This window comes from Cellulomonas sp. FA1 (assembly GCF_000986825.1).
Taxonomy (GTDB): Bacteria; Actinomycetota; Actinomycetes; order Actinomycetales; family Cellulomonadaceae; genus Cellulomonas; species Cellulomonas iranensis.
Map to the genome: position 1 here is coordinate 2,168,675 of NZ_LBMY01000001.1, position 12,891 is coordinate 2,181,565.

Consider the following 12,891-nt stretch of genomic DNA (forward strand, 5'->3'; position numbering starts at 1 on the left):
TCCGGGACGTGCGACGGGACGTCTCGCAGGCTACGCCGCGGCCGGCCACGTCCCGACCTGCGGGACGCGACGGTCACGACACCGGGCTCGGGGTCGTCCACGAGCCGCGTGGACGACCTGCGCCCGGTCTCGCGCGGTTCCCGTCTCACGGCTCGGACACCGCGTAGGCGGGGCGGCCGCGGAGGCGTCACCGACCCGGCGGGGCGGCGGCGGTCCAGCCAGGAGGTCCCACCAGGGGCCCGCCCGCCGGTCCGCCGGGCAGGCGGCCGCGGTGGGCACCCTCGCACCGGATCGTGGATCGCGGACGCGGCGCGCCCGCGCCGACGTGGGTAGCGTGGAGACGTCCGTCCGACCGCTCGTGGGCAGCGGTGGCACGTGGAGGGGTACGACCCGACGTTCCTGGGACCGGTGGTGCCGCTGCCGGTCCCCGCGCAGCGCGTGCGCACGCTGCCGTCGACGCACTTCACGGTGCTGCTCGACCCCGTGCGACGGCTCGCGGCGGCCACGGCCGTCACCGTCGACGGGACCGCGCTGCGCGACGTGCCGCGCGGCGACGACTGGCACCTCGACCCGCGCGTGCCCGCCGACGAGCAGGCGGGACCCGAGCTGTACGCGCGCAACGACCTCGACCGCGGGCACCTCGTGCGGCGGCGCGACCCCGTGTGGGGCGAGCCCGGCGTCGCGGCGCGCGCGAACCGCGAGACGTTCGCGTACCCGAACGCGGCGCCCCAGGCGTCGGGGTTCAACCAGGGGCGCGACCTGTGGCTCGGGCTCGAGGACCACGTGCTCGAGCACGCGCAGGCGCAGCGGCTGCGGCTCGCGGTGCTCACGGGCCCGGTGCTCGCGGGCGACGACCCCGTCTACCGCGGCGTCGGGATCCCGCGGCGGTTCTGGAAGGTCGTCGCGTGGGCGCTCGACGCGGGCCGCCGGCTCGCGGCCGCCGGGTTCGTGCTCGACCAGACGCCGCAGCTGCGGGCCGACGAGCTCGCGGCCCGCACGCACGCGGCGGCGGCCGTCGACGACCCGCCGCCGCTGGGGCCGTTCCGCACGTTCCAGGTGCCCGTCGCGGACGTCGCCGACCTCACGGGCCTCGACCTCGGGCCGCTGCCGGCCGCCGACGTGCTCGCGGTGACGGCGCCGCAGGCGCTCGCGTGGCGCGAGCTGCACGACCTCGCCGAGGTCACGCTGCGCTGAGGTCAGAGCGCGAGCGGTGCGCCCGTGAGCCGCTCGTAGGCCTCGAGGTAGCGCGCGCGCGTGCGCTCGACGACGTCGGCGGGCAGCGCGGGCGGCGGCGCGTCCGACGCGCGGTCCCAGCCCGACGCGTCCGACGTCAGCCAGTCCCGCACGAACTGCTTGTCGAAGCTCGGCTGCGCGCGCCCCGGCTGCCACGCGTCGGCGGGCCAGAAGCGCGACGAGTCGGGCGTGAGGACCTCGTCGCCGAGCGTGACCGCACCCGTCGTCGGGTCGGTGCCGAACTCGAGCTTGGTGTCCGCGAGGACCACGCCGCGCTCGCGCGCGATCGCCTCGGCGCGCGCGTAGACCGCGAGCGTGAGGTCGCGCAGCGTCTCGGCGGCCTGCGGCCCGACGGTGTCGACGACGACCGAGAACCGCACGTTCTCGTCGTGCTCGCCGAGCTCGGCCTTGGTCGCGGGCGTGAAGATCGGCTCGGGCAGCCGCGAGCCGTCGACCAGCCCGGCGGGCAGCGGGATGCCGGTGACCTCGCCGTTCGTGCGGTACTCGGCCAGGCCCGACCCCGTGAGGTAGCCGCGCGCGACGCACTCGACCGGGAACATGTCGAGCCGCCGGCAGACCATGGCCCGGCCCTCGACCGCGGCGGGCACGTCGGTGCCGACGACGTGGTTCGGCACGAGGTCCGCGAGCTGGTCGAACCACCACAGGCTCAGCTGCGTGAGCACGACGCCCTTGTCGGGGATGCCGGGGCTCAGCACCTGGTCGTACGCGGACACGCGGTCGGACGCGACGACGAGCACGACGTCGCCGTGCCGGTCGCGCAGCGCGACCCCCGCGGCCGAGGAGTCCGGCTCGTAGAGGTCGCGGACCTTGCCGGAGTAGACGTGGCGCCAGCCGGGCAGGTCGCCGTGGCCCGAGGGGGTGGGGTGCGCGTCGCTCACGCGCACAGTCTGGCGTGCCCGACGGCCCGGCGGGAGCAGTGACCAGGGACCGGGCGCGCCGCGCCCGGTCGCCCCGGGGTGCGGGCGGCGTCCGCCCGCACCCCGGGGTCGTGTCAGCGCGCGGCGGCCGCGCGGCGGCGCGCCACCACGACGAGCCCCGCACCGAGCACGAGCCACAGGGCCGCGACACCGGCGGTCGACGCGGCGTCCCCGCCCGTGGTCGCCAGCGCGGCGACGCGCCGGTCGCCGATCTGCACGAACGTGCCGTCGTCGGCGAGCACGAACGTCGTCTCGGTGGTCACGGCGCGGCCGTCGAAGCCGGTGCCGCTGACGACGAGCCGGTGCGTGCCGGGCTCGAGGTCGGTGGGCAGGACGCCCGTGAGCTCGACCGTGCCGTCCGCCGCGACGAGGCCGGTCGCGACCGTGCGCGGCGTCGAGTGGACGACGAGCGTCGCCTCGGTGCCGGGACGCAGGCCCTCGCCGCGCCCGGAGACCGGCGCGCCGGCGGCGGTCGAGCCGAGGCGCGCGTCGAGGACGAGCGTGACGGTCGCGTCGGGGCCGCTGACGACCACCGTCGTCGACGCGCTGCCGGGCAGCGTGCGGGCGTCGCCCGCCTGCTGCGCGGTGACGACGCACTCGCCGGTGCTGACGGCCACGAGCGCGCCGTCGACCACGGTGCACGCGCCCGTCGCGGTGAGCGTCACGGGCAGGCCCAGGTCGGAGGTCGCGACGACCGTCGGCACGGGCCGGCCGAGCGTCGGCGCGGCGAACGCGCCGATCGTGACGGTCTGCGGGCGGCGTGCGACGTCACCCGTGCGCACCACGGCCTGCGCCGGGCTCGTGCGCTCGTCGCCGTCCTGGACGGCGGTCACGGTGCACGGGCCGACGTCGGTGACGACGAGGAGCCCGTCCTCGACGCGGCACGCGCCCTGCGCGTCCACCTGCACGGGCAGGCCCACGCTCGACGCGGCGAACAGCTCGGCGGGCGCCTGCCCGTACACGAGCGCGGGGAGCGGCGCCAGGGCCACGGACTGCGAGCGGCGGCCGATCTCGGCCGTCACCGTGGCCGACGCGGGCTCGGTCTCGCTGTCGCCGGCGTGCGCGGCCGTGACTGTGCAGGTGCCGACGTCGACGAGGTCGAGGACGTCGCCGCGCACGGCGCACGCACCGTCCGCCGAGTAGGTCACGGGCAGGCCCTGGTCGGACGAACCGTGCAGGCGCACGGGCGCGCCCGCGTAGACGAGGTCGGCGGGCAGCGCGTCGAGCGTGACCTGCTGCGCGCGCCGCACCACGGTCGTGTCGTGCGTGGCCGCCGAGCCGGCGAGCGACGTGGTGCCGGCGTAGGCCGCGCTCACGCGCAGCGGCCCGGCCGATCGGACGAGGCCCTCGAGGACGGCTGCGCCGTCGACGAGCGGGACGCCGGTGCGCACCTCGTCGCCGATCGTGACGTCGACGGTCCCCGTCACCGCGGCCGACGAGGTGACGGCGACACGCACCGTGAACGGCTGCCCGCTCACGGGTACCTCGGGCTGGGTCGTCACCGTGGTGGCGGACGTGGCCTGCGGGACGACCGTGACGGGTGCGGAGCCCTCGGAGTCGCCGATGACGTTGGTGGCCACGACGCGCACCGCGTAGCGCGTGCCGTTGGTCAGGCCGACGACCGTCGTCGAGGTCGGCGGCGGCGTGCCGGTGACGCTGCCGCACTCGACCTCCTGCCCGCCCTCGGGCGTGCAGAGCACGCGGTACCCGGTGACGCCGCCGGCGAGGTCGGACGGGGCCGCCCACGTGACGGTCGCACCGCCCGGCGCGGCCGTCACGGACGGCTCGCGCGGCGCGGTCGGCGTGCGGGTCGCGAACTGCAGCGTGACCTCGCCCCGGGAGCCCTGGTGGTAGCCGCCGAGGCCGATCCGGTAGGACGTCCCGGCACGCAGGTCGAGCCGCAGCGCGGCGTCGAGGGCGTAGGAGTCGTCGTTCTGCGCGAGCATCGTGGAGCCCGACCAGACCTCGAGCGTGTTGTCCCAGCCCACGGGGTTGGTGGACGTGGCGCGCATGTAGACGCGCACGTCCGCCGGGGGCGTCCACGAGTACCACGTGACGTTGTACCAGGCCTGGCCGTCCTGGCCCCGCGCGGTGCTCATGTGGGCGTTGGTCGCGGTGAAGCTCGAGTCGAGGTCGGCCACGGGCAGCGGGACCGCCGCGGGGCGGCTGGTGCCGCCGGGCACCGCGACGGCAGCGTGGGCCGCGCCGGGCACGGCGACGAGCGCACCGACGGCGAGGGCGAGGGTCGCCACCGCGCTCAGGGCGCGGCGGGCGCGCGCCCTCGGCGGGCGGGTGGAGGGCGCGTGCGACGGCGTCGGGCGCATGGGTGTGCTCCTGTCTGTGGGTCGTTCGTCCCATCGACAGCGCGTCACCCGGATCTGAAGGCACGGCAGGAGATCCGGCGAAAGTGAGGTGGTAGCACCCAGCACGTGCGGGGGTGGTAGCACCCCGACGCCACCCGGGCGGGTGGCTGCGGGTCGGTGCGGCGCGCGCCGGGCGCGTCAGGCCTCGGCGGCTGCCAGCGCGATGTCCGTGCGGTGGTGCGACCCGGCGAGCGCGACCTGGTCGACCGCGACGTAAGCGGCGCGGCGCGCGTCGGCGATGGTCTCGCCGACGCCGACGACGGTGAGCACGCGCCCGCCCGCCGACACCAGGAGGGGGTCGTTGAGCGGGTTCTCGGGGTCGTCGTCGGTCGTGCGGACCGCGGTCCCGGCGTGCAGCACGTGGACGCCGGGCACGGTGTCGGCGCCGTCGAGGCCCGTGATGGGGTCGCCCGTGCGCACGTCGCCCGGGTAGCCGTGCGACGCGACCACGACGGTGACCGCGGCGTCGGCGCGCCAGTGCAACGGGTCGAGGTCCGCCAGGCGGCCCTCGGCGGCGGCGAGCAGCACGCCCGCGAGGGGCGTGCCGAGCCGCGCGAGCACGACCTGCGTCTCGGGGTCGCCGAACCGCGCGTTGAACTCGACGACGCGCACGCCGCGGCTCGTGAGCGCGAGCCCGCAGTACAGGACGCCGACGAACGGCGTGCCGCGCCGGGCCATCTCGGCGACGGTCGGGCGCGCGACGGTCTCGACGACCTCGTCGACCAGGCCCGCGGGTGCCCACGGCAGCGGCGTGTAGGCACCCATGCCCCCGGTGTTGGGGCCCTCGTCGCCGTCGTACGCGCGCTTGAAGTCCTGCGCGGGCACGAGCGGCACGACGTCGGTGCCGTCGCACAGCACGAACAGCGAGACCTCGGGCCCGTCGAGGTACTCCTCGACGACGATCCGCCCGCCGTCCTTCGCGAGGCACGCGGCGGCGTGCTCGAGGGCCGCGTCGCGGTCCTCGGTGACGACGACGCCCTTGCCGGCGGCGAGCCCGTCGTCCTTGACGACGTAGGGCGCACCGAACTCGTCGAGCGCGGCGGCGACCTCGTCGAGCGTCGTCGCGACGCGCGCCGCTGCGGTCGGGACGCCCGCGGCGGCCATGACGTCCTTCGCGAACGCCTTGGAGCCCTCGAGCTGCGCGGCCTGCGCGGACGGCCCGAAGACCGGGACACCGGCGGCGCGCACGGCGTCGGCGACGCCCGCGACGAGCGGCGCCTCGGGCCCGACGACGACGAGGTCGACGCCGAGGCCGGTCGCGAGCGCGGCGACGGCGGCGCCGTCGAGCGGGTCGACCGCGTGCAGGGTCGCCTGGCGCGCCATGCCCGGGTTGCCGGGGGCCGCGTGCACCGCGCTCACGGCGGGGTCGAGCGACAGCGTGCGGACGAGGGCGTGCTCACGGGCACCGGTGCCGACGACGAGGATCTCCACGGGCCCCGACCCTACCGGCCGCGCCCGCGACGGCAGCCGGGGCGTCCGCACGCGTCGTCGACGGGGCGCGCACCCCGCCCGGTCAGGTGCCGCGCGTCTCGGGCAGGGGCAGGACGTCGAGGTAGAGCCGCACGCGGCGCCGCCCGTCGGTGCGCCCCTCCTCCTTGGCGACGCGGCCGCGCTCGGTGATCTCCTCGACGACGGCGGTGAGCCGCTCGACGAGCTCGGCGGCCTCGTCCTGCGTGAGGTCGGCGGTGATGTTGGAGAACACCTGGACGTCCCAGTCCTGCCGGACCTCGTCGAGCGACGCGGCCCACGCGGTGAGGGTCTGGGCGCGCTCGGCGATCATGCTCTGCAGCACCGCGCGCACGGCCTGCGCGGACCCCGGGTCGTCGAGCGCGTCGAGGTCGTCCATGCGGAACCCGACGGCGCGCCACCAGCGCTCGCGCCCGGCCGGGTGGTCGGGGTCGTCCTCGACGAAGCCGTGCTTCTCGAGCTGGCGCAGGTGGTAGCTCGTCTGCCCGCTGGACTCCCCGAGGCGCCGGCCGAGCATCGTCGCGGTGGCTGGCCCGCCGTTGCGCAGCTCGGCGTACATCGACATGCGCAGGGGGTGCGCGAAGGCCTTGAGGGCCTCGGGCCCGAGGGTGCGCTCGTCCGCGCTCTTGTCATCCGTCATGTGCAGAGATACCTTTGCAGAGCTTCTTTGCAGAGATCCTCTGCAAAGCTTCCTCCCACCCTAGCCGCCGCGAGGACACCGTGACCGCCACCGCCCCGCCCGCCTCCCCGGCCCCTCCGCCGGCCGCCCCCGAGCCCGCGACCGACGCCACCCCCGACGCACCCCGCCCGCTCGGCCGGCGCTTCGCTGCGCTGCTCACCGCGACCGGCGCCGCCAACCTCGGCGACGGGATCGTCGCGGTCGGCGTGCCGCTCGTCGCGCTCGGCCTCACGCGCTCCCCCGACAAGATCGCGCTGCTGTCCGCCGCGACCTGGCTGCCCTGGCTCGTGCTCGGTCTCACCGCCGGGGTCCTCGTCGACCGCGGCGACCGCCGCCGCCTGCAGATCGCCGGCCTCGCCGCGCGCGCCGCGCTCCTCGCGGTCGGCGGCTGGCTCGCCGCGAGCGACGCGCTCACGCTGCCGCTGCTCGTCGGCCTCGTGCTCGCGTACGGCGTCACCGAGGTCGTCGTCGACCTCGCCGCCGGCGCGATCGTCCCCGACCTCGTCCCGCGTGAGCGCCTGGCCGCCGCCAACGGTCGCGTCATGGCCGTGCAGCAGGTCGCCAACGCGTTCCTCGGCGCACCCGTCGCCGGCGCGCTGCTCACGCTCGGCGCCGGCTGGGTGCTCGGCGTGCCCGCCGCGCTCGCCGTCGCCGGCGCGCTCGTGCTGTGGCGCCACGTCCCCGGCCGCTACCGCCGCACCGCGCCGACCACCGCCGCACCCGCCACCGCCGCGACGGGCACCCTCGACGACCCCGCGACCCCGGACGCCGAGGCCCCGGCGCGCCGCACGAGCGCCTGGTCCGACGTCCGCGAGGGCCTGCGGTTCGTCACGCGCCACCGCGTGCTGCGCGTCGTCGTGCTCACCGGGGCGGTGCTCAACATGTGCAGCGCCGCCTACTTCGCGGTCTTCGTGCTGTGGGTCGTCGGCCCCGGCTCGGCCGTCGGCATGACCGAGCGGACCTACCCCCTGCTCACGCTCGGCATCGCCGTCGGCGCGGTCGCCGGCTCGGTGCTCGGCGAGCCCCTCGTGCGGCGCGTCGGCGAGGTGCGCCTCATGGTCACGTGCTGGGCGCTGGCGTTCTCGCTGCTCGCGGTGCCCGTGCTCGTGCCGCGCGTCGCGCCGCTCGCCGCGGTGCTCGTGCTGCTCGGCCTGCTCAGCACGGTCGGCAACGTCATCAGCGAGACCGTCCGCCAGCGCCTCGTGCCGGCCCACCTGCTGGGCCGCGTCGCGGGCGCCGCGCGCACGCTCGGCTACGGCCTCATGCCCGCCGGTGCGCTCGTCGCGGGCGTGCTCGCGACGAGCCACGGGCTCGCCCCGGTGCTGCTCGGCGCGACCGCGCTCAGCGTGGTCGCGGTGGCCGCCGCGGCGGCCGTGCTGCGGCAGCGCGACGTCGACGCGCACGAGCTGCCCGCCCCGGCGCCCGTCGAGGGTTGAACGCGCACCGCCCCGGGAGTCGCGGTCGCGCGGCTCCCGGGGCGGTCACGGGGGTCTGGGCCCCGACGGGTCGGGCCGGCAGGTCAGCCCAGCAGCTCGTGCCGGACGATGATCGCCTCGCGGCCCGGGCCCACGCCGATCGACGAGACGCGCGTGCCCGACACGTCCTCGAGGAACTGCAGGTACCGCTGGGCGGCCGCCGGCAGGTCGTCGACGTGCCGCGCCTGCGAGATGTCCTCGGTCCAGCCGTCGAGGTACTCGTAGACGGGCTTCGCGTGGTGGAAGTCGGTCTGGTCGATCGGCATGTCCTCGACGCGGCGGCCGTCGACGTCGTACGCGACGCAGACCGGGATGCGGTCGCGCCCCGTGAGCGTGTCGAGCTTGGTGACCACGAGGTCGGTCAGGCCGTTGACGAGCGACGCGTACCGCACCACGACCGCGTCGTACCAGCCCGTGCGGCGCGGGCGCCCCGTGGTCGTGCCGTACTCGCCGCCGGTCTGGCGCAGCCACTCGCCGTCGGCGTCGAGCAGCTCGGTCGGGAACGGCCCCTCGCCGACGCGCGTCGTGTACGCCTTGGCGACCGCGACGACCCGGTCGATGCGCGTGGGCCCGACGCCCGAGCCCGTGCAGGCGCCGCCCGCGGTGCACGCCGACGACGTGACGAACGGGTACGTGCCGTGGTCGACGTCGAGCATGGTCGCCTGGCCGGCCTCGAACACGAGGGTCTTGCCCTCGTCGAGCGCGTGGTTGAGGAACTGCGGCGTGTCCGCGACGTACGGGCGCAGGCGCTCGGCGTGGCGCAGCAGGTCCTCGACGGTCTCGTCGACCGTGATCGCGCGGCGGTTGTAGATCTTCACCAGCAGGTGGTTCTTCTGGTCGAGGGCGCCCTCGACCTTCTGCCGCAGGATGCCCTCGTCGAACAGGTCCTGCACGCGGATGCCGATGCGGTTGATCTTGTCGGCGTACGTCGGACCGATGCCGCGGCCCGTCGTGCCGATGCGGCGCTTGCCGAGGAACCGCTCGGTGACCTTGTCCATCGTGCGGTTGTACGGCGCGATGACGTGCGCGGCGGACGACACCAGCAGGCGCGAGGTGTCGACGCCGCGCGCCTCGAGCGCGTCGATCTCCTCGAACAGCACCTCGACGTCGACGACGACGCCGTTGCCGATCACCGGGACGACGCCCGGCGTGAGGATGCCCGACGGCAGGAGGTGCAGCGCGTACTTCTCCCCCTCGATGACGACCGTGTGCCCGGCGTTGTTGCCGCCGTTGAACTTCACGACGACGTCGGTGCGCCCACCGAGCTGGTCGGTCGCCTTGCCCTTGCCCTCGTCGCCCCACTGGGCACCGAGCACCACGACGGCCGGCATGTGCGATCACCACTTCCCGCTGCCCAGCGATGCGGCTCCGCCCCGCAGACGGGCGCGAGCGGGCTCGCGGCGCGGGTGACCCGAGCACGCGCGGCAGGTGACGCGTACCACCCGGAAGGGTACCGGAGCGCGGGGGCACGACTGCGGGGCGTCCCGCCGCCCGGCCCCGCGACGCACCGCACCGTCCCGCTCCGCGCGGCCGGGCACCGGCACGCGTCACGGCGTCAGCGCAGCGCGGCGACCTCGCCGGCGGACGTGCCACAGTCCGCGAGGAACTGCCGGCAGCGCGCGGCCTCGTCGTCCTCGCCGATCGCGGCGGCGGCCTCGGCGAGCGCGAGCAGCGCGCGCAGGAAGCCCTGGTTCGGCTCGTGCGCGACCGGCACCGGGCCCTGCCCGCGCCAGCCCGCGCGGCGCAGCGCGTCGAGCCCCCGGTGGTAGCCGGTCCGGGCGTACGCGTACGCCGCCACGGCGTCGTCCGACTGCTCCGCGAGCAGCGCCCACAGCAGCGACGACGCAGGCGCGGCGGGCACCGCGGCGCGCGCGTCGACGCCCGTCGAGAGGGTCGCGCGGGCCGTCGCGTCGGCGCCGTCGGCGGGCAGCAGCGTGGGCGCGGGACCGCCCAGGAGGTTCTCGTGGCTCATGGCGCCAGTCTCGCACCGCGGGCCCCACCCCGGTCGCGGGGGCCGTTGCCCGCGGCTACAGTCGAACGACCGACCAGCAGCCCGCCCGCCGCCGCGCGGCCCCCCAGCCCAGGGACGTTCATGATCGAGATCGCGACGTCGTCCACCACCACGACGCTGGTGGTCGCCGGCGACCTCGACCTCGCCGAGCGCGAGCAGTTCCCCGAGGTGACGGCCCGCGTGGTCGGGCTGCGACGCCAGCTCCTGGTCATCGACATGTGCCGCGTGACGTTCATGGACTCCACGGGCGCGGCGTTCCTCATCTCGCTCGCCGACGCGGGCCGCCGCCGGGGCGGCGCGACCGTGCTGCGCGGCGCCGCGGACCGCGACCTGTTCGTGCTCGAGATCTGCGGTGCGCTCGAGCTGTTCCGCATCGACCCCGACCACCGCTGCGAGCTCGACGCCGGCGCGCAGGCCGGCAGCCCCGCGGGCGCCCCCGCCCCCGCCTGACGTCCCGCCCCGCGGGACGCGTCTGCGGACCGCCCGCTCTGACCGTGCCCCGCGGCGTCAGACGTCGCGACGCGGCGCCTCGGACGCCGACGCGGGCAGCGCGCCCGGGCGGATCTTGGCCCACACGACCTTGCCGCCGCGCGACTGCCGCCAGCCCCAGTCGGCCAGCCGCTCGACGATCTGCATGCCGTACCCGCCCACGCGGCCCGGGTGGCCGTCGGTCGTCACGGGCGGCGTCGGGTTGGCGTCCTCGACCTCGATGCGCAGGCCGTCGCCCGTGTCGTGCAGCTGCAGCGCGACGTGGCCCCAGCCGTGCAGGACCGCGTTCGCGACCAGCTCGGACACCACGAGCTCGGCGTTGGAGGCGTCGTCGATCTCCCACGCCTCGCACGTGCGCACCACGGCGTGCCGCGCACGGCCGATCGACGCGGGCTCGCCGGGCAGCGCCCAGCGGCGGCGGCGCGGGCTGACGGCGCCGCCGAGGTGCTCGTCGAGCGCCGGGACGCGCACCACCACGACCGCGACGTCGTCCTCGGGGTGGTCCGCGAGGCGCGACAGCAGGTCCTCGCCGATGCCCGCGGCGTCGCGCGCCGTCACGGCGGCCGCGACCGACTCGAGGACCGTCAGGCCGTCGCGCAGGCTGCGGTCGCGGCGCTCGACGAGGCCGTCGGTGTAGAACACGACGACGTCGCCGGGCGCGAGCGCGACCTCGTCCGTCGCGCGCGGTCCGCCGCCGAACCCGACGAGCGGGCCGCCGCGGCCCAGCAGGTGCTGCGCGTGCCCGTCGCGCACGTGCAGCAGCGGCAGGTGCCCGGCGCGCGAGAACTGCAGCGTCCAGGCGCCCGCGTCGGCGCGGCGCAGCGTCGCGAGCACGAGGCTCGCGGCACGCGGGATCCGCATGCCGGCGAAGAGCTGGTCGACCCGCTCGAGCACCGGACCGGGCGTCGTGTTGTCGAACGCGTACGAGCGCACCACCGAGCGCAGCTGGCCCATGGTCGCGGCCGCCTCGACGTCGTGGCCCACGACGTCGCCGATGACGACCCCCACCGTGGTCGGGTCGACCTGCAGGACGTCGTACCAGTCGCCCCCGACCTGCGCGTCGTCGGCGTTGGGCGAGTAGTACGTCCACACGTCGAGGCCCTCGACCTCGGCCTGCTCGGGGAGCATCGCGCGCTGCAGGGTCTCGGCGAGCCGGTGCTCGCGGTCGTAGAGGCGCACGTTGTCGATCGACAGGCCGACGCGGCGCGCGACGAGCTCGACGACGGTCCGGTCGGCGCCGTCGAGGCCCGCGAGCCCGGACCCGGTGCGCGGCCGCACGACGAGCAGGCCGACCGTGCGTCGCCGCCCCGGCACGGGCTGCACGACCACGCGCGGGTCGAGCCCCTCGCCGCGGAGCCGCTCGGCGAGCCAGCGCGCGTACGAGCCCTCGGCGTGCTCGGCGGACAGGTCGAGCTCGACGGGCTCGTCGCCGCCGCCCGCGAGCAGCGTCGCGACCGGGTCGTGCGGGCAGCGCGAGGGCGGCCGCCCGGGCAGCGCCGGGTGCCGGGGGCTCGCGTGGTACTGCTCCAGCCCGTCGGCCGCCCACAGGCCCTTCTCGGACAGGAAGAACGCCGCGGTCGCGACCACCTGCGACTCCAGCAGCGCCGCGATCTCGCGCAGCCCCTGCGGCTCGTCGACGTCCATGAGCAGGTCGGAGACGCGCGCGATGAGCGCGAGGCTGCGGCGCTCGCGGCGCTCGTGCGCGACGATCGCCTGCTGCTCGGCGTGCGCGGTGAGCTCCGCCGTGAGGTCCTGCACGGCGGCGACGAGCGTGCCGTCGGGCACGTCGGCGCCGTCCACGGGCGCCAGGTGGGCGACGCAGTGCACGTGCACGCCGTCGGCGCGGCGCAGCACGACGTCGTACGACGACGCGCCCGCCGCGGCCACGGCGCGGGCCGCCGCGCGGTCCGCGGGGCGCACGCGCGGGTCGGTCAGCACGTCGACGCCGACGACGTCGTCCGCGGCGTAGCCGACGGCACGTGCGAGCGCGTCGTTGACCCACGCGACGCGCAGCGCGTCGTCCGCGGCGTGCAGCAGCGCGAGCGGCACGGGGGTCGCGGCCGCCGCCGCGCCGAGCGCACCGGGGCCCACCTGCGGCGCCGGGTGCGCGACGCGCCGCCGACGCGCCGACGACGTACGCTCGACCGCCGGCCCGATGGCGTGGGAGTTGACCATCACCACCTCCGATCGTCTAGCGTGCCGAACGGACGAACCGCTCGGCCACCTCGGCGAGCCC

At 76.7% G+C, this 12,891-nt stretch carries 10 protein-coding genes; 3 read left to right on the top strand and 7 right to left on the bottom strand.

Going from position 1 to position 12,891, the window contains the following annotated elements:
- Positions 1–375 precede the first annotated feature (375 nt).
- Positions 376–1,194, top strand: coding sequence for a DNA/RNA non-specific endonuclease (locus GY42_RS09825; RefSeq protein WP_046529197.1), 819 nt, complete (start codon positions 376–378; stop codon positions 1,192–1,194).
- A gap of 2 nt (positions 1,195–1,196) precedes the next feature.
- Here the strand turns inward: GY42_RS09825 and GY42_RS09830 are convergent, their stop codons facing one another.
- The 4 genes from GY42_RS09830 to GY42_RS09845 form a co-directional block, all read right to left on the bottom strand.
- Entirely contained in the window at positions 1,197–2,138 is a 942-nt protein-coding gene (locus GY42_RS09830; RefSeq protein ID WP_046529198.1) for a phosphoribosylaminoimidazolesuccinocarboxamide synthase, read from the bottom strand.
- Between the two features lie 107 nt (positions 2,139–2,245).
- Positions 2,246–4,423, bottom strand: a complete 2,178-nt coding sequence (locus GY42_RS09835; RefSeq protein WP_046529199.1) for a fibronectin type III domain-containing protein — start codon at positions 4,421–4,423, stop codon at positions 2,246–2,248.
- A gap of 249 nt (positions 4,424–4,672) precedes the next feature.
- The gene (gene purD / locus GY42_RS09840) at positions 4,673–5,965 is read right to left on the bottom strand and encodes a phosphoribosylamine--glycine ligase (RefSeq protein ID WP_046529200.1); all 1,293 of its coding nucleotides are present in this window, start codon (positions 5,963–5,965) and stop codon (positions 4,673–4,675) included.
- An 82-nt stretch (positions 5,966–6,047) separates the two neighbouring features.
- Positions 6,048–6,641, bottom strand: a complete 594-nt coding sequence (locus GY42_RS09845) for a winged helix-turn-helix domain-containing protein (protein ID WP_046529201.1) — start codon at positions 6,639–6,641, stop codon at positions 6,048–6,050.
- Positions 6,642–6,721: 80 nt separating this feature from the next.
- On the opposite strand from GY42_RS09845, the gene GY42_RS09850 reads away from it, so the two are divergent.
- Positions 6,722–8,116, top strand: coding sequence for an MFS transporter (locus GY42_RS09850; RefSeq protein ID WP_052748294.1), 1,395 nt, complete (start codon positions 6,722–6,724; stop codon positions 8,114–8,116).
- 83 nt (positions 8,117–8,199) lie between these two features.
- On the opposite strand, the gene GY42_RS09855 is transcribed toward GY42_RS09850, so the two are convergent.
- On the bottom strand, positions 8,200–9,486 hold the full coding sequence (locus GY42_RS09855) for an adenylosuccinate synthase (protein WP_046529202.1): 1,287 nt from the start codon (positions 9,484–9,486) through the stop codon (positions 8,200–8,202).
- A gap of 224 nt (positions 9,487–9,710) precedes the next feature.
- Entirely contained in the window at positions 9,711–10,127 is a 417-nt protein-coding gene (locus GY42_RS09860; RefSeq protein WP_046529203.1) for a DUF3151 family protein, read from the bottom strand.
- A 120-nt stretch (positions 10,128–10,247) separates the two neighbouring features.
- On the opposite strand from GY42_RS09860, the gene GY42_RS09865 reads away from it, so the two are divergent.
- Positions 10,248–10,616 (top strand): STAS domain-containing protein, encoded by a 369-nt coding sequence (locus GY42_RS09865; RefSeq protein WP_046529204.1) that lies wholly within the window; start codon positions 10,248–10,250, stop codon positions 10,614–10,616.
- 57 nt (positions 10,617–10,673) lie between these two features.
- Here the strand turns inward: GY42_RS09865 and GY42_RS09870 are convergent, their stop codons facing one another.
- Complete coding sequence (locus GY42_RS09870) at positions 10,674–12,830, bottom strand: ATP-binding SpoIIE family protein phosphatase (protein ID WP_046530796.1); 2,157 nt, start codon at positions 12,828–12,830, stop codon at positions 10,674–10,676.
- Positions 12,831–12,891: the final 61 nt, after the last annotated feature.